We start from the raw sequence: 16741 nt of genomic DNA, 5'->3' as shown, positions 1-16741 counted from the left end.
CGTGCGCCGGGCCGGGCCGGCAAGGGAGGTGCGCCGCGGGGCCAGCCCTTCGTGGCCGGGGTGATCACGGCGTGGGCCGTCCGCGTCACCCGGCGGGTGCGGACCGGTGGGCACGCAGTGCGACGGTGAGTGTGTGCGGGCCGAATCCGCCGATGTAGACGCGGTTCCCGGTCGTCGCGTCCGTGCCGCCCACCACGCTGTAGTCCTGCCCCGGGTCGTACCGCAGTACGTCGCTCCGGTCCGGCCCGGCCAGCGGTTCGCCTGACGCCACGTCGGCCGCGACCCGGATCTCGTCGTCACCGACCCGGTAGGTCATGGGCACGGCCGTCAGGCACCAGCGCCCGTCGCCGATCGGTACGGCGCCCTCCGGCACGCCACCGGGCCGGAAGGTCAGTTCGAGGGACCAGGGCACCCGCGGTCCGCTGATGTCGATCCGCAGGTCGGCACCGTCCTCCCGCAGGTCCACTTCGACACGGGTCGTGTGGGAGACCTCGTCCCGGGGCCGGTCCGCGAAGGACATCGCGGCCGAGAAGCGTCCCTCGTCCGCCATCCGGTAGGCGGCGTCGTCCCGCCGCAGGTCCGCCGGCAGCGGCTGGTAGTAGGCGACCGTGAGACTTTCGGTGAGCCGGTACCGGTGGTCGGCGGGCCGTTCCACGTCGGCGGCGCGGAACGGGCCCAGGTCGAAGAACCCCCGGGAGAGTCGGACCGCGTCGAGGACTGCTTCGCCGGCGAACAGGCGCATGAAGGTGGGATTGCAGGCGAGGCCCGATCGGATGCGCCGGTGCTCGGGCACGTCCGAGCCGCCGTACACCACCGTATGCGCGGTGGCCGAGGCGCGTGCGGCGAGACGCGCGGTGGTGAGATACCGGTCGCGGGGCAGCGTCTCCGGGGCCGGGGCCGGCAGCGGACGGCACAGGTCGGGGGTGAGGAGGGTCTCGGCGAGCAGGTCGGGGTCGTCGATGCCGCCGGAGGCCGCCAGCCGCGCCGCCCGGCTGAAGTCGCCCCGGCCGGTGCGGATCGCGAGCAGCCGGTAGTGCGGCAGGTAGGGCGCCAGCGGGAACGGGTGGTTCTGGTCCTGCCGTCGGGACAGGACGGTCTCCACGGTGCCGTCCGGCCTGATGAGGTCCAAGGTCGCGGCGAGATTGCGTTCGACGGCGTCCCGCAGGTCGGCGCGGCCGAGCACGTCGGCCAGCAGCAGCAGCGACGGGTTGGACACGTGGGCCGCGTAGTTGGCGCTCCGTTCCGAGTACAGGCCCTCCGCGTCGATGTCCACGCCCTCCGCGAGCCACTCCCCGACGCGGTCGAGGAGCCGGTCGTCGGGGAACGACCGGTGCAGCCGGGCCAGCGCCGCGGACAGCTCCCAGCGGTGGTTCGGGGTGTGCACCCCACCGGTCAGGAGACTGCCGGCGGCGGCGCCGGCGATCTCGGCGAGGGCGTCCGTGACGCCGCGCAGTTCCGGCCCCGCGCCGGCGGCGAGGACATGCGCGTCGCACACGTCGTTGACGGTGAACCCGGAGTCCGGCGGTGACTGCACGTTGTCACCGCCGGCGAAGAGGCCGGTGGTCGTCTGCGCGGCGCGCAGCGCACGGAGGTGGGTCGTCGCGGCGGCGACGGCCCGCCCGCTGCCGTGCAGTACCGAGTCCGGGGACCGGTACGCGGCGACCAGCGTCTTCACCCGGCGCGCCAGATCGCGGTGGAGCACACCGGCGGGTTCCTCGTCGGGGCCGGCCACCAGCGGGGCGACCAGCCGGTCGGCGGCGCCGGCCACCGCGCGGACGAACTCGTGGTCGAGCGCAGTGGGCACGGTCAGTCCTTCAGTCCGGCGTTGATGTCGGCTCCCATGACGTAGCGCTGGAAGACCAGGAAGACGGCGATCAGCGGGATCATGGAGATGACCGACGCGCCGAGCAGGACCGACCAGTTGATGTTCTGCGCGCCGACGATGCTCTGGATGCCGATCTGCACGGTGAACTTGTCGGGGTCGTTGAGCATCAGCAGCGGCCAGATGTAGTCGTTCCACCGCCACTGGAAGGACAGGATCGCGAGGGTCAGCATGATGGGCCGGGACAGCGGCACCATGATCCGCAGGAAGATCGACAGTTCGCGGGCGCCGTCGATGCGCGCTGCTTCCACGAGTTCGTCGGGGACCGTCAGGAAGAACTGGCGGAACATGAAGCATCCGGTCGCGGTGAGCACGGCCGGGAGGATGATGCCGGCGAACGAGTTGTAGAGGCCGAGGTCGCGGACGACCAGGAACTCCGGGGCCAGCATGACCTCGGACGGCAGCATCGTGGTGGCCAGGATGCAGACGAAGAAGACCTTGAGCCACCTGTTGTCGTACTTGGCCAGCGCGTAACCGGTGCAGCAGCTGACTCCCACCGTGAGGATCGTTGTGATCACGCACACGATGGTCGTGTTGATGAAGTACTGGGAGAAGTTGGCGCTGTCCCATGCTGCCTTGAAACCCGACAGGGTGGGGTTGTGCGGAACCAGTGTCAGCGGATAGGAGAACAGGTCGCTGGCCGGCTTGAAGGAGCTGAGGATGAACCACAGCACCGGCAGTCCGTAGAGGCAGGCCAGGATCCACAGCAGTGTCGTCGCGGACACCGCCTGCCGGAGCCCACCGGTGGCTGCCCCACGGGGACGCTTCTTGGAGACGGCCCGTCCGGAACCGGCGTCGACCGGGCGTGGCATGTCTGTGGTTGTCATCGGTTCTCCACCCGTCGGTTGACGATCAGCTGGATGATCGCGACGGCCATCAGGATGAGCATGAGCACGAACGACGCGGCGCTCGCGTAGCCGATCTGGCCCCGTTTGAAGCCGGTCTCGTAGATGTACTGGACGAGCAGGTTGTTCGACGTTCCGGGTCCGCCGTTGTTGAGGGCGACGAACACCGGATACTCCTTCATCGCGTTGATCGTGTTGAGCAGGATGACGATGAACGAGGTGGGCGCGATGCTCGGCAGCGTGATGTGGAAGAACTGGCGCCAGGGGCCGGCGCCGTCGAGCGAGGCCGCCTCGTAGTACGACACGGGTACGTTCTTGATCGCCGCGATGAACAGCAGCATCGAGAAGCCCGTCCAGGCCCAGGACGCCGCCATGACCACCACCAGCAGCGACAGGTCCGCGTTCGACTGCCACGGAACGGCGTCCCCGCCGAGCTCGTGGATGATGTAGTTGACCAGTCCGAAGTTCTCACCGAACAGCCACCGCCACAGCACACCCACCACGATGGGCGACAGCAGCCACGGGATGAAGAAGATGACGCGGGCGACCGAGGCGCCCTTGGCGTGCTTGCTCACCACCACGTTCGCGATGAGCAGGGAGAACACGAAGTTCAGCGGGACGAAGAGCACGGTGTACAGCAGCGTCCGGCTCAGCGCGTCGTAGAAGGTGGAGTCCCCGAACAGGTTCTGGTAGTTGTCCAGCCCGACGAACTGGAAGACTCCTACGCCCGTGTAGTTCGTGAAGGAGTAGACGAGCCCGATCACCGCCGGCCAGACGAAGAACAGCGCGAAGAGCACGACGTTGGCCGCGATGAGGACGAGCGGCGCAAGGGTGTACTTACTGCGTCTCCGGGGCGGGCTCACGGACACGTCCGAGGCGCGTTTGGTCATCTTCCTGACTCCGTGCTGGTGGAATGGGTTCCTGTGGGCTCAGGCCATGAGCCCATCACGTGAGGGCCGGGGCCGGGCGGCGGTGTCTCGACCCGCCGCCCGGGCCTGCCTGGCCTGCGCTCAGCCGCCGACCTGCTGGTTGTAGACGTCCACGATGTTCTGCAGGGCCTTGTCGGACGACTGCTGTCCGTTGATCGCCTTGCCGAGTTCCGTCTTGGTCGGGTCCTCGGGGAGGCTCTTGCCCTTCAGCACCCACTTCGTCTGCGCCGTGTTGAAGTAGCCGGAGATGGGGGCGTAGAGCGGGATCGACTCGTTGTACAGCTTGAACGCCGCCTGCGCCGCCTCGGACTTGAAGGGGTACTTCGGGTTCAGACCGCTCTCGACCGGCAGGAAGCCGGACGTCTCGCACAGCACCTGGTAGTGGGCCGGCTCGTACAGCCAGGTGAGGAACTTCGTCGCGGCGTCGGCCGCGGCGGCGTTGTTGTTGAAGCCCACCGTCATGCCGCCGCTGTTGACGTCACTGGCCTGCACCGGCTGGGCGGGGGTCGGGACGCTCGCCCACTCGAACTTCTTGATGCTCTCCGCGAAGGCGGGGACCTGCCACACGCCGGACCAGTAGGCGACCACGTCACCGCTCTGGAACATGGCCGACGGGTCGGCGCCGCTGGTCCACACCGACTTCGGCATGGTCTTGTCGTCGTTCCATCCGACGAAGGTCTTCACGGCCTTCTTGGTCGCCGCGTCGACCGAGAACTTGCCGGAGGAGTCCGCGTGGACGTACTTCCCGCCCTTCTCGTACACCATGGCGCGCAGCCGGGACGGCGACTGGTCGAACGTGAGGGAGTACTTGGCGCCGGTCTTCTCGCGGACCTTGTCGGCCGCCTTGATGAAGTCGGTCCAGGTCCAGGTCTTCTGGGGCGAGGCCGGGAAGGAGACGCCGGCCTTCTTGAACAGCGTCTTGTTGATGAACAGACCGGAGGCGGTGACGTCCGAGGGGATGGACAGCACCTTCCCGGACGAGTCCTTGGCCAGGAAGTTGGCGTTGATCTTGTTGCTCTTCTTGTTGGCGATGGACTTGAGATCGATCAGCTTGTTCGCCCAGATCGGGTCCAGCGCCGGCACGGCCGCCACGTCGGGAAGCGAGTTCGCCTGCGCGGCGTTGTGCAGCTTGGCCGGGTAGCCGTCGTAGGGGATGTTGACGAGCTTGACCTTGACGCCGGTTTCCTTCTTGTACTGCGCCACCATCTTCTTCCAGCCCGCGTCCTGACCCGGGACCGTGGAGATCCAGAACGTCAGCGACTTGGCGTTCCCGCCCGAGTCGGACCCCGACCCGCAGGCGGAGAGCAGAAGGGCACCTGCCGTGGCCACGGCAGCGAGGGGAACTACGCGACGTATGCCGCCGCGGCCGAGACGGCGGGAGCGCCGCACACCCAGACTGGTCATCTTCAATCCCTTTTCGTCGTAGCGGAAGAAGCACGGCGCCAGCCGAGGCGGCACGGGTGCATTTTGCAGGAAATTTCGCTTTCCGGGGGCACGGCCTCGCCCGGCCGCGTCGCCTTGACGGGTGGGGTCCCCGGCCATGACGGCCGTCGTCGCACAAGCACGCCCTCGTGCGGCTCCCGTACTTCGCGTACGGGCGGGAGGCTCACCCGGAGTCGGCGTCCCGGCCGACTCAGAAAGCGCTTGTCCGGACATTGGCAGACCGATGGCGCAGCCGTCAATGCTTCGCCCGCACAGCTCCGGTCACGGTTTGAATTCCATGGGCGACCGCGAGCCTGCTGGCGCCCGCCACGGTGCCGGTGTCGCCCACCACGCTGCTGACCACCTCGGTGGGCCAGCTCAGCCGGGCCAGCTCGGCCCGCACCCCGGGCAGGAGCTGCGGGTCCGCGCCGGTACCGCCGCCGAGGACGATCAGGCCGGGGTCCAGCACGGCGGCCACGGCGGCGGCGAGCCGGCCCACGTCGGCGGCGTGCGCGTCGATCACGGACCGGGCGGTGGCATGCCCCTGCCCGGCCAGGGCGAGGAGCCGCTCGGCGGTGCGCGGACGGGGGCCGTCGGCCTGCTGCCAGGCCTCGGCCGCCCGGCGCAGCAGCGTGCGCGATCCCATGCGCTGCTCCAGGCCCTCGTAGTGCGGGGCGCGGCTCTCGTCCCAGGGGTAGGGCAGCCGGGCCACCTCACCGGCGGCGCCGTTCGCGCCGCGCAGCACCCGGCCGCCGATGACGACGGCGAGACCGATGCCGACGCCGATGCGCAGGTAGCCGAAGGTCTCGCGGCCGACGGCGGCACCTTCGTGCAGTTCGGCGAGCGCGGCGCAGTTGACGTTGTTCTCCAGGTGGACGGGCACTCCCTCGGGCAGTGCGACGGCCATGGCGTCGAAGACTGGACCGGCCTTGGCGGTCGCCGGGCGTTCCCCCGCGCCTTCGCCGTCCCGGGTGGTGACATCACCGACGGCGACGACGACGGCCCGCAGCGGGGCTCCGGCGGGCAGCCCGTCGAGGACCTTGCGGACGGTGTCGGCGGCCTCCGGCCTGGTGCCGGTGCCCTCGGCGAGCAGCGTCCCGTCCAGGGCGCAACTGCGCACCCGCGTCTTCGCGGGCCCGAGGTCGACGGCGAGTACGGCACCGGCGGCCGGGCCGAGCCGGTAGACGGCGGCGCTGCGGCCGGTGCTGCCGGAGGCCCGCCCGGAGTGGGCGGCGAGTTCCACGGCCTCCAGTTCGGCGACTGCGGTGGAGACGGTCGGCTTGGAAAGGCCCGCACCGGCCGCCAGCTGGGGTCGGGTGGCCGTTCCCGCCCCGGCCAGTACGTCGAACACCACACGGGCACTCTCACTCAGGTGCATGGTCTCCCCAGGTCGTGCGGCGGCCGAGCAGGACGGCCGCGAGGGTCGCGCGGCATCGGGAATTCCGTGCCTCTTGACGCGCACCCTACTTCGTTAGTTAACTTCCTAACGAACTTCACGGTACTCGCCTGCCGTGTTCGGCAGAAGCCCGTCCCGGGGCTTCCCTACCTCTTCAACTGCCGTGGTACGACGGGTGGTTCGCCTGCCGTCGCCGTGCCACGCAACGACGAAAGAGGACCCGTGCAGGACTCCACGCCTTACGCGGTCGGTATCGACGTGGGCGGCACCAAGACGCATCTGCGCGCCTTCGCGGACGGCGCGGGCGTCGTCGATCATGTCCGCAGCAGTACGGGCTGGCGCCCGCACGACGCCCGGGCCGCCGCCGACTGGCTGGCCGATCTGATCGCCGTCGCCCTGCCTTCCTCTCCACGACCGTCCGCTCTCGCCGTGGGCGGTCACGCCTGCGAGACGCCACGCCAGTGCGCGGGCATCCGCGCCGCCCTTCAGGAGCGGCTGGGGGTGCCCGCGCTCGTCGTGGGCGATGCCGAGCTGCTCGTTCCCGCCGCGGGGGTGGACAAGGGTGTGGGTCTGGTCGCCGGCACCGGTTCGGTCGCGGTGGGGCGGCTGCCCGGTGGCGAGGCGGTCCAGGTCGGCGGCTGGGGCGCGGTGCTCGGCGACGAGGGCGGCGCGGCCGGTCTCGTCCGGGAGGCCGCGCGGGCCGTCTGGGCCGCGCACGACCGGGGCGAGGAGCCCGACGCACTGGCGACCGGGCTGGTCGCCGCGTTCGGGGTGGCCGAGGTGCCCGCGCTCGGCGCCGCCCTGGAGGCCGCCACGGACGTCTCGGCGGAGTGGGGCCGCCACTCCCCGGCCGTGTTCGCCGCCGCTGAGGCGGGCTCACCGCTCGCGCGGGCCGTGATCGCCGAGGGCGGACGGGCGCTCGCCGGGCTCGTCGTACGGCTGGCCGCGCGCGGGGTCGCGGTGGACGACGTGGTGGTGGCGGGCGGCACGGTGCTCGCCCAGCCCGCGCTGTACGAGGCGTTCACCGCCGCGCTCGCCGAGTCCCTGCCTGGGGCCCGGACGCAGCCGCTGCGGGTGCCGCCGGTCGAGGGCGCGCTGGCCCTGGCCCGTTCGCTTCTGTGAGCCGGGCCGCCGTTCACCCTCCGGCCACCGGCCGGTGGCCGACCCCTCTCCGAAGGGTCACAGCACGGCCGTAGATCTTCGCTCGTACGCAACAGGTGCCACAGAAGTCGCCACAGGCACCAGAAGTCGCACAGCCTGCACCACCTTCCCGGCCACGCGGCCGACGCACCGTCGCGCAACGCCACGACACCTTCTTCGCAGAGCTCCAGAGAGGCGCACCCATGTCATCAGCCGGGCACCGCTCCCCCGCCACCGTCGACAGGCGGGGCTTCCTCAAGACCTCCCTCGGCGCCTCGGCGGGCCTGCTCGCCGCGCCGACCTTCGCGTCCTGGCTCGGCGCCGCGGACGCGCAGGCCGCCACGGGCTTCGCCGCGTTCGTCGACGACTACAAGTCGAACATCGCCGCGAACCTCACCCCGGAGACCAACGCCGTCGTCCGGATCCTGGGCGGCATGTCGAAGGTGTGGAAGACCGGCGACGCCTGGAACACCGGCCGAGTCATGGACCGCGAGGTACTGCGCGCCAACATGCGCTATTGCGCCCGCATCACCCGGGCCCGCACCGAGGCGCAGGCGAAGGAGGCCTTCCTCTACGACCGCCAGCACCAGAGCTACGCCATGATCGCCGGCCTCGGTCCGCTCGAGGGCCTGTACAAGGCGGGTGCCAAGGCCGTCACGTCGATCACCACCGCCCCGGACGGCACGCCCCCCGGGAAGATCAACGACACCCTGCCCGCCGACGCCCCGGCCGGATCCGCCCTCGGGGCGGGCTCGTACGACTCGGACCTCGGCCAGGTGGCGAAGCTGGTCGACACCGTGCGCGGCCCGTTCGCCTCGGGCAACCCGGGCAAGTTCGCCTTCCAGTACCCGCGCCCGTGGCGGATGAACGAGGACAGCGAGGTCGTCGACACCGGCGCGAAGGACGCGCTCGGCTACCCGGTGTACGACTCGGACGTGGTCGTGGCACCGCAGCTGCTGCGCCAGCGCTCCGAGAACGCGCAGGAGGACGGCGGTTTCCCCAGCGGCCACACCAACGCCTTCCACCTGGCCGGGCTGGCCTTCGCGTACGCGGTGCCGGAGCGGTTCCAGGAGCTGGTGACGCGGGCGTTCGAGCTCAGCCACACCCGGATCATGTCGGGCATGCACTCCACCGTCGACGTCATCGGCGGCCGGATCATGGCCACCGCCCTGACGGCCGCGACGCTGGCCGACCCGGCGAACGCCGAACTCAAGGCAGCCGCCCGCGCCCAGGCCCTCGCCTACTTCACACAGCGGACCGGCACCACGGCCGACACTCTCTACGACTACGCCCACCCCGGCGCCGGGGACGCCTACGCCGACCGCGAGGCCAACTCGCGTGCGGTCGGGCCCCGGTTGACGTACGTCCTGCCGCGCCGCGGCCGCAAGGACCCGCTGAGCGTGCCGAAGGGCGCGGAGGTGCTGCTGGAGACGCGGCTGCCGTACCTGAGCGCGGCCCAGCGTCGCGAGGTGCTGCGGACGACGGCGCTGCCCTCCGGCTACGTCCTGCTGGACGGCTTCGAGCAGTGGGGCCGTTTGAACCTGTTCGCCGCGGCGGACGGCTACGGCGCCTTCGACCGGGACGTCACCGTGACGCTGGACGCGGCGGCCGGGGGCTTCCACGCGGCCGACAGCTGGCGCAACGACATCGAGGGGGACGGCGGTCTGACCAAGCGCGGCTCGGGCACGCTCACCCTGGCGGGCCACAACCGCTACCGCGGCGGGACCGTCCTGGAGGCCGGCACACTGGTCGCCGCGTCGCCGAACGCCCTGGGCGAGGGCGACGTCCGGGTCACGGGCGGCACGCTCCGCGCGGCCGAGGTCCTGCGGGTGCGCGGCTCCTACATCCAGGAGCGCGAGTCGACGCTGGAGCTGCCGCTGCGCCGGAACCACGGCCCGGCCCTCACGGCGGGCCGTCGGGTTCTGCTGGAGCGGGGCAGCGTGCTGTCGCTGCGGCTCGACGCCGAGCGGCCGCCGGTCGCGGGCACGACGGTCCCCGTCCTGTCCGCCGGGCAGCTGCGCGGCCGGTTCGACCGCGTGGAGCTGGACTCCGAGACGCTGCGGGCGGTGCCCGTCCACACGGCTGACGGTCTGTCGGTGCGCCTCGTGCGGCGGTAGCGCTTTCCACGGCGGGGGCTGTTGCAGAGTGGGTCCGTGAGGGACCTCTGGATGGGCTCCCGCCGTTCCCCGGCCCGTGTCGCCCTCGCCCCCCGGCACCGGCCGAACCCGCTCGGCGGCCGGGCAGACGGTGGGCGGTGCGGCTCCTGGTGGCTGCCCTGCTCGCCCAGATGGCCTTGGTGATGGTCCACGACCGCCGTGCTACAGACCCCGACGATCGACGAACCGGTGTACGCGGGCGCGCTCGCGCTGTACCGCTTCTCCCCCGACCTCACCGCCCACGGCTCCCTCGCGACGCTCGATGTGCCGGCTGCGGGGTTCGTGCTGACCTCGGCGTGGCTGGTGTGGCGGGCGCGCCGGAGACCGCGGCGTGCTGCTGGTGCGGCGGCGGTGGGTGTCCATGGGGGTGGCCGTGCTGGTGGACCTCGCCGCGGAGTTCGGCACGGGAGTGCCCCTACTGTCTGCCCTACTCATCGAGGCGTTCGGGGGGCGGGCAGGACCCGGCAGTGGCTGCACGACTCGAATGTGGACGGGGGGCAGGACCTCGGGCGGCTCGCGGGCCGGCTCCGCGACCGGTACCCGGGTGAGCGGCTGTGGCTCGTCTACAAGGGAAGTGGGGTGCCGTCCTTCTACGGCATCGAGGCCTCGGATCCCCGACGCGTGCCGGTCCACGCGGTGCGGGGACTGCTGGTCGTGTCGGACTCGGCGGCGGCGAAGGCCCTCGGGGCGGCTGGCCGAGCTGATCGGCGGCAGCCACCCCGTCGATGACGTCGGGCCCTCGATCACGGTGTACCGCCGTTGAGGCGGCGGTGCGCGTGCGTCAGTGCGTCGCGTGGAAGAACCCGTCCGCGCTCACGTGCTGCATGACCTTGGAGGCCACCCGGTAGCGGCCGTTGGGCACGTCGGGGCACCGCGCCACGTGGACCGCCAGCGGGCCGGCGAACTCGTAGCCGCGGCGTTCCGCGTGACGGGACAGGCTGTCGGTGAGGGCCTGTCCCACGTCGGTGCCGGTGCGGGTCAGATGCTCGTGCACGTCTTCGGGCAGTTCCACGTCGTAGGCGTTGGGGACCATGACGCGTCCCTCACGGCACACCACGGCGTTGTCGTCGCACTCGCGTTGCAGGGCGTCGAGGACCTCGACCGGTTCCTTGTCGCGCAGTCGCGCCCACAGCGCGTCCCATCGGTTCTCCAGGGTCTGTTCCAGCGCACTCAGCGCGCTCATGCCGTCTCTCCTGCCGGAAGCGTCGTCGTCGGTCGGGGGGTGCCGGGGTGCCCTACCGGTCGTCGTAGTCGTCGGGGCGCACCTCGGCCTCCTCCAGGGCCTCGCGCATCGTGCGGCCGGTCCCGCCCGGCGGGCGGGGGTGGTTCTCGTCCCTGTGGTCCAGCAGGTCGTCGGTGGTCTCCGTCTTGGGCCGGTTCTCCTCCGGGACGGTCATGACGGGGCTCCTCTCGGGGGTGGTGTGCGGCGGCGGGTTCCCGCCCGGCGTACGGGTATCCCCGCGCGGGGCAGCTCATGCTGCCCGAAGAAGCCCTGGTCACTACGGTGCGTGAGCTATGTTGAACGTCCGTGGGAGACGAAGGAGGCGCACCGGTGCCATCGCCGCAGCAGGCACGCGCACAGGCATCCGCGATCACCTCGGGGAAGGCCGCCCCCGAGGCGGAGGTCTCCCCGTCCGCCCAGCTCAGGTCACTCTTCGACCGGCCCCGGCTGTCCCCGGGGCAGCGGCGCATCGCGCAGTACCTGATCGAGCACATCACCGAGGCGGCGTTCCTGTCGATCACGGATCTCGCGGACCGGGTCGGGGTGAGCCAGCCCTCGGTGACGCGGTTCGCCTCGGCGGTCGGCTTCAGCGGCTACCCGGCGCTGCGGGAGAAGCTCCAGTCGATCGCGCTGGGCACCCTCGCCGTCGGCCCGGCCGAGGAGACGCACGGCAACGAACTGCAGGCGGCGGTCGACGCCGAGATCGAAAACCTGGAGAACCTGCGGCGGGACCTGGCCGACCCGAACGTGGTCATCGACGTCGGCCGCAAGTTCTCCTCGTCCGCGCCGCTGACGGTCCTCGGGCTGCGCATCTCCGTCTCACTCGCCGAGTACTTCGCCTACGCCGCCCGCCGGATCCATCCGGACGTACGGCTGGTGACCCGGGGCGGCAGCGTCGCCTACGACGCGCTGCTGCAGTCGCGTGAGGCGGGAGGTACGTGGGTGCTGGCGTTCTCCATGCCCCGGCACGCCCAGGAGACCCTGACGGCCGTGCGGGTGGCGCGGGGCGCCGGGCTCAAGGTCGCCCTGATCACCGATCTGGCGCTGGGGCCGCTCGCGGACGAGGCCGACGTCGTCTTCGCCCTCGGGACCGGGTCGCGCCTGGTCTTCGACTCCTACGCGGCCCCGGGCGTGATGTGCTCGGCGCTGCTGCAGGCCATGACGGACGCGGATCCGGAGCGGACGCAGGCGCGGCTGGAGGAGTACGAGCAGGTCGCCGACCAGCACCAGTTCTTCCTCAGGGACTGAGCGGCACATCCGGACCTCGCGTGGGGACCTCACATGGGGACCATCCGCAACAAAGCGCGCATGAATGTTTTCATGCTCCTTGCAAACCGGATGGCATATATAAATACTGCTCACGGATCGCGACCCGGTAGTTCCGGATCCGTTCCGCACCCGTGGAGCCGGGTCCTACCCACTCCGGGTCCCGGGTGTTCGTGGCGGCCCCGGCCATCCCCTAGGCCGGGGCCGCCACGCCCCGTCGTCCACCCACGCGACGCCGCACACCCGGAAGCGATGATCATGCCCCTGACGACCACGCGCATCAGCCCGGACTGGCCCTGCCAGGTCAAGACCCCCGGGAGCTACGACTGGGAACGCTCGGCGGCCAAGTGGCTGCGCGAGCTGGTGCCCACGCGCTACGCCGGATACCCCGTGTTCATCCGCCACCCCGTCCTGCTCGCCCGGCACGCCCAGATCCAGGTCCAGAACGAGATCCGGGTCGCCCGCACCGCCCTGCAGACCGCCCGCGCCGACCTGCCCGGACTCGGCCTGCACGAGGGGGTCATCGAGCACACGATCAAGCTGTACGCGGCCGAGGTCATGCAGCTCCAGCACATCGCCCGCAGCGTCCGGGCGGTCACCCAGGCCCTGGTCGAGGCGAACCGACAGCCGTGAGCCGGCGGGCATGACTCGCGCCGCGCGTGGCACACGTGGGGGAATGAGCACCACCGAAGCCCGGCGCGGCGAGCCCGTGACCACGGTCCTGACCTGGCAGGTGCGCCCCGGCCACGAGGAGCGGTTCGAGGAGTGGACGCACGGCATCACCCGCTGCGCCCGGCAGTTCCCCGGCAACGAGGGCGTCTCCTGGCTGACACCCGAGGACGGCCACCGCTACCACGCGGTACTGCGCTGGTCCGACCGGCACCGGCTCGCCGCGTGGCTGGAGTCCGAGGAGCGCGCGCACTGGCACCGGCGGATCGAGGACATCGCCACCGAGGTCAGCAGCGAACGCCAGTCGACGACCGGCATGGAGACCTGGTTCAGCCTGCCCGGCACCACCGTGCAGGCCCCGCCCCGATGGAAGATGGTCCTCACGACCTTCCTCGGCGCCTACCCCTTCACCCTGCTCATCCAGTGGCTGGTGACGCCCCACACCACCGGCTGGCCGCTGCCCCTGCGGGCCGCGGTCTTCCCGCTGGTCCTGCTGCCGGTACTGACGTATCTGGTGATGCCGCGGCTGAGCAGGCTGCTGCGGCTGTGGCTGTATCCGCGCGACGGCAGCTGAGCAGTCCGCCAGAGGCTAGTGCGACCGATGGGGTGCCTGGGGCGGGTGAGCAGTCCGTGCGCACAAGGCGGTCTTCGAATCGGGCCAGGTGTGCAATGCTCAACGCGTGACGAGCGAGCCCGTGACGCCGGCGCAGCCCGGTGCCGCACCGGACCTGGTCGAACTGGCCAAGATCGTCGCCCGGCAACGCGCCGAAATGGACCGGCTGCGCGACCAGGCGGCCACCTCGGCTGTCGTGGAACGGGCCAAGGGCGCGGTGATGGCGCTGAGCGGGTGTACCGCCGACGCGGCGGGCGAGCAGCTGCTCCAGCAGGCCAAAGCCGCACGCCACACCCTGCTGGAGGAGTGCTGGATCACCTTGGGCGGCCTCGCGCCCACGCCGGCCGGCCCCGGCAGGGCGAGTGAGTTCCCCGGCGTCGACGCACCCGGCTCCGGGGCAGACGCCCTGGAGCAGTCGGCCGCGCCGGACGACGTCACGGCCGCCCTGGCCCGCCTCGGACAGGCCCTCGTTCGGGTGACGACTCCGCACGACCTCGCCCGGTGTCTGCTGGCCCACCTCGGCCCCGACATGTCGGCGGACGCGGTCCTGCTCTACGCCCGCAGGCCCGACGGCGGTCTCGAACTGATCGGGCACGCGGGCATCGAGGACAAGCTGGCGGCCCAGTGGTTCCAGGTACCGCCGCTGAGCGGAATGGCGGCGCTGGACGCGCTGCGGGCGGGCGAGCCGCGCTGGCTGGAGGACTTCGCCGCGGACAAGCGGCAGTACCTGCTCATCGGGGATCCTCCCGAGCGGTGGCGCTCGCGCGCCTGGCTGCCCGTCCTCGCCGCGGGCTCGGCCGAGATCTGCATCGGTGTGCTGCGCGGGCACGCCGGGGCGTTCACCCCGCGCGACCGCGCCCACTTGCGGGGCGTGACCGGGCTGTGCGCCGGCCGGCTGCGCGCCTTCGACGCACCGCCCGAGCGGGCCTCCGACGCCGCCACGGACGCGGTGCAGGCGCTGTTCGAGGCCCTGCCGATCGCTGCGATGCTGCTCACACCGCTGCGGGCCGCGACGGGCGAGACCGAGGACTTCCGGGTGGAGGCCGCGACCGCCCAGGTGGGCGACCTGCTGGGCCGGACCGGTGAGGAACCGGCCGGGCGGCGACTGCTGGAGCTGCGCCCGGCCCTGGCGGCCGAGCCGCTGTGGCAGGGCTGTCTGCAGGTGCTGACCACCGGGAAGGCGTACGAGGGCGAGCCGTTCGCGCACGAAGAGGTCGTGGCGGGCGTCGCCGAGCTGTCCCTCTACACGGCCCGGGTGGCGCCGCTCGGCGACGCCCTCGTCGTCTCGTGGATCCGGCACGGCTCCTCCGACCGGCAGGAGCAGCGGCTGGCGGACCTGCAGCGGCTGGGCAGTCTCGGCTGGGCGAACTGGAACCTGGCCACGCAGGAGGCCTCCTGGTCGACCCAGGTGTTCTCCCTGGTCGGCCGGGACCCGGCGCACGGCCCGGTGCGGCTGACCGAGGTTCCGGAGCTCGCGCTACCCGAGGACACCCCCGTGCTGACGCGCGCCGTCGGCGAACTCGTCCACGACGGGCGGCCGTTCGACGTGCCCTTCCGGATCCGGACGAGCGGCGGCATCCGGCATCTGAGGCTGGTGGCCGAGGCCGTGGCCGACCGGCACGGCACGCCTGTCGAGGTGCACGGCTTCATGCAGGACATGACCGCCCGGCGGCGCGCCGAGCTGGCCCTGGTCGAGAGCGAGCGGGCGATCCTGACGCAGCACGACGTGCTCCAGGCCGAGCGGACCCTGGCCACCCGGCTCCAGCACGCGCTGCTGCCGATGGCCAACCGGCCGGTGCACCTGGCCGGACTGCGCGTCGAGGTCGCCTATCTGCCGGCCCAGTCGGGTGTGCACGTCGGCGGCGACTGGTTCAGTGCCATCGAACTGCCCGACGGGGACGCGCTGCTGGTGGTCGGCGACGTCGCCGGGCACGGGGTCGACGCGGTGGCCACCATGGCCCAGCTCCGGTTCACCGCGAAGGGCATGGTCATCACGGGCTCGTCGCTGACCGGGGCGCTCGCCCGGCTGAACACGCTGCTGCTGCACTCACGCGACTCCCACGCGACCGCCACGATGGTGCTGGCCCGCTACAACCCCCGCCGCCGGCGCCTGGTCTGGGCCCAGGCGGGGCATCCCCCGCCGCTGCTGCTGCGCGACGGCGAGGCGCGGTACCTGCGCCGCCCCGGCGGCATGCTGCTCGGGGCGTCCGCCACGCCGGTCTACCAGGAGGCGGAGTGCCGTCTCGACCCGGGCGACCGGCTCATCCTCTACACCGACGGCCTGGTGGAGCACCCCCCGGACAGCATCGACCGGGGTCTGGAGCAGCTCGCCGAGGCGGTGGCGGCCCCGCACGGCGACGGGCCGGGGTCGTTGGGGCCGTTGCTCGCGCGGATGCTGCCGGACGTGCGGCGGGACGACGTGTGCGTGGTCGACGTCCGGGTTCCCGGAGTTCAGGACCGGTAGGGAGCACCGGCTCACGAGTCACCGCGGTGACGCCAGTACCACCACAGCCCCACGATCGAGGCCAGCAGGAACAGGGTGGGCAGCACCAGGCCAGGAATGCGGGAGCCGTTCATGGGCGTGGCCTTCGGTTCGTGGCGGTTCGGGCGCCTCGTGCGTCGCCCACGCCCAGGGTGACGCCGATCGGCCCCGCCGTTCCGCCGTTTTTCCCAGCCGTTGCCCGGCGTTCGACGGGGAGGGTGGGACGTCAGTCGACCGGGTGGCCCGGGTGGATGGTGACGGCGTCGGACATGCGCAGCAACGGCCTGTCGTGCGCGCCGTGTCCGCCCCACTCGACCGGGTCGAGGACGAAACCGATGTGGTCGCCGCCGCCGGCGCGCGTCACGATCCGGCCGACGAACCAGGCCGGCGCCTCCTCCAGGACGAGGGCCCCGCCGTACGCCTCCCGTAGCCGGACGTCCTGGAACTTGTCGGTCCGGTCGCCGGTCCGCCCGCCGAACAGCTCGGCGAGGGCGCGCTGTTCGCGGCCGAGCAGGTGCACGGCGAGGACGTCCGCGTTCCGCGCCACCCGGAAGGTGTGGTTGAGCTCGGACAGCCACACGACGAACCGCACGGGCCGCAGCGAGCACTGCGAGGCGAACCCGACCAGACAGCCCGCCCGTTCACCGCCCGCGGCGGCCGTGACCACGTACATCTCGGGGTTCAGCCGGTCGACGAACTCGTCCATGCCGGCCATGGTC

14 protein-coding genes and 1 pseudogene are annotated in these 16741 nt (G+C 71.8%); 7 read left to right on the top strand and 8 right to left on the bottom strand.

What is annotated here, in order from left to right:
- Window positions 1-85: 85 nt before the first annotated feature.
- The 5 genes from IE153_RS31235 to IE153_RS31215 all read right to left on the bottom strand — a co-directional run bounded on the left by IE153_RS31235 (window position 86) and on the right by IE153_RS31215 (window position 6456).
- Entirely contained in the window at window positions 86-1804 is a 1719-nt protein-coding gene (locus IE153_RS31235; protein ID WP_189593100.1) for a hypothetical protein, read from the bottom strand.
- Window positions 1805-1806: 2 nt separating this feature from the next.
- Entirely contained in the window at window positions 1807-2709 is a 903-nt protein-coding gene (locus tag IE153_RS31230; protein WP_189593099.1) for a carbohydrate ABC transporter permease, read from the bottom strand.
- Window positions 2706-3617, bottom strand: a complete 912-nt coding sequence (locus tag IE153_RS31225; protein WP_189593098.1) for a carbohydrate ABC transporter permease — start codon at window positions 3615-3617, stop codon at window positions 2706-2708. Before IE153_RS31225 ends, IE153_RS31230 begins: the two co-directional genes overlap by 4 nt.
- Window positions 3618-3737: 120 nt before the next feature.
- A complete protein-coding gene (locus tag IE153_RS31220) occupies window positions 3738-5060 on the bottom strand; it encodes an ABC transporter substrate-binding protein (RefSeq protein WP_189593097.1) in 1323 nt (440 codons plus the stop codon).
- 274 nt (window positions 5061-5334) lie between these two features.
- On the bottom strand, window positions 5335-6456 hold the full coding sequence (locus tag IE153_RS31215; protein ID WP_189593096.1) for an ROK family protein: 1122 nt from the start codon (window positions 6454-6456) through the stop codon (window positions 5335-5337).
- A 240-nt stretch (window positions 6457-6696) separates the two neighbouring features.
- Between IE153_RS31215 and IE153_RS31210 the strand changes: the two genes are divergently transcribed.
- From IE153_RS31210 to IE153_RS42935, 3 genes and pseudogenes are all read left to right on the top strand, one after another.
- The gene (locus IE153_RS31210) at window positions 6697-7596 is read left to right on the top strand and encodes an N-acetylglucosamine kinase (RefSeq protein ID WP_189593095.1); all 900 of its coding nucleotides are present in this window, start codon (window positions 6697-6699) and stop codon (window positions 7594-7596) included.
- Window positions 7597-7817: 221 nt separating this feature from the next.
- A complete protein-coding gene (locus tag IE153_RS42470) occupies window positions 7818-9731 on the top strand; it encodes a phosphatase PAP2 family protein (protein ID WP_189593094.1) in 1914 nt (637 codons plus the stop codon).
- A gap of 370 nt (window positions 9732-10101) precedes the next feature.
- Window positions 10102-10533 (top strand): annotated as a pseudogene (locus IE153_RS42935) (phospholipid carrier-dependent glycosyltransferase); the annotation flags it as partial.
- Window positions 10534-10551: 18 nt separating this feature from the next.
- Here IE153_RS42935 and IE153_RS31195 read toward each other — a convergent pair.
- Both IE153_RS31195 and IE153_RS31190 read right to left on the bottom strand, forming a co-directional pair.
- Complete coding sequence (locus IE153_RS31195) at window positions 10552-10953, bottom strand: DUF3662 domain-containing protein (RefSeq protein ID WP_189593093.1); 402 nt, start codon at window positions 10951-10953, stop codon at window positions 10552-10554.
- Window positions 10954-11005: 52 nt separating this feature from the next.
- A complete protein-coding gene (locus IE153_RS31190; RefSeq protein ID WP_189593092.1) occupies window positions 11006-11167 on the bottom strand; it encodes a hypothetical protein in 162 nt (53 codons plus the stop codon).
- Between the two features lie 155 nt (window positions 11168-11322).
- Between IE153_RS31190 and IE153_RS31185 the strand changes: the two genes are divergently transcribed.
- The 4 genes from IE153_RS31185 (at window position 11323) to IE153_RS31170 (ending at window position 16004) form a co-directional block, all read left to right on the top strand.
- A complete protein-coding gene (locus tag IE153_RS31185; protein WP_189593091.1) occupies window positions 11323-12240 on the top strand; it encodes a MurR/RpiR family transcriptional regulator in 918 nt (305 codons plus the stop codon).
- Window positions 12241-12510: 270 nt separating this feature from the next.
- On the top strand, window positions 12511-12891 hold the full coding sequence (locus IE153_RS31180; RefSeq protein WP_031133768.1) for a hypothetical protein: 381 nt from the start codon (window positions 12511-12513) through the stop codon (window positions 12889-12891).
- A gap of 43 nt (window positions 12892-12934) precedes the next feature.
- Window positions 12935-13501 (top strand): antibiotic biosynthesis monooxygenase, encoded by a 567-nt coding sequence (locus tag IE153_RS31175; RefSeq protein ID WP_189593090.1) that lies wholly within the window; start codon window positions 12935-12937, stop codon window positions 13499-13501.
- Window positions 13502-13607: 106 nt separating this feature from the next.
- The gene (locus tag IE153_RS31170) at window positions 13608-16004 is read left to right on the top strand and encodes a SpoIIE family protein phosphatase (RefSeq protein WP_189593089.1); all 2397 of its coding nucleotides are present in this window, start codon (window positions 13608-13610) and stop codon (window positions 16002-16004) included.
- Window positions 16005-16248: 244 nt separating this feature from the next.
- On the opposite strand, the gene IE153_RS31165 is transcribed toward IE153_RS31170, so the two are convergent.
- Entirely contained in the window at window positions 16249-16737 is a 489-nt protein-coding gene (locus IE153_RS31165; RefSeq protein WP_189593088.1) for a flavin reductase family protein, read from the bottom strand.
- Window positions 16738-16741 lie beyond the last annotated feature (4 nt).

Origin of the sequence: Streptomyces massasporeus (assembly GCF_014648995.1) — a bacterium.
Classification (GTDB): domain Bacteria; phylum Actinomycetota; class Actinomycetes; order Streptomycetales; family Streptomycetaceae; genus Streptomyces; species Streptomyces massasporeus.
This window is presented reverse-complemented; position numbering and strand designations above follow the sequence as displayed.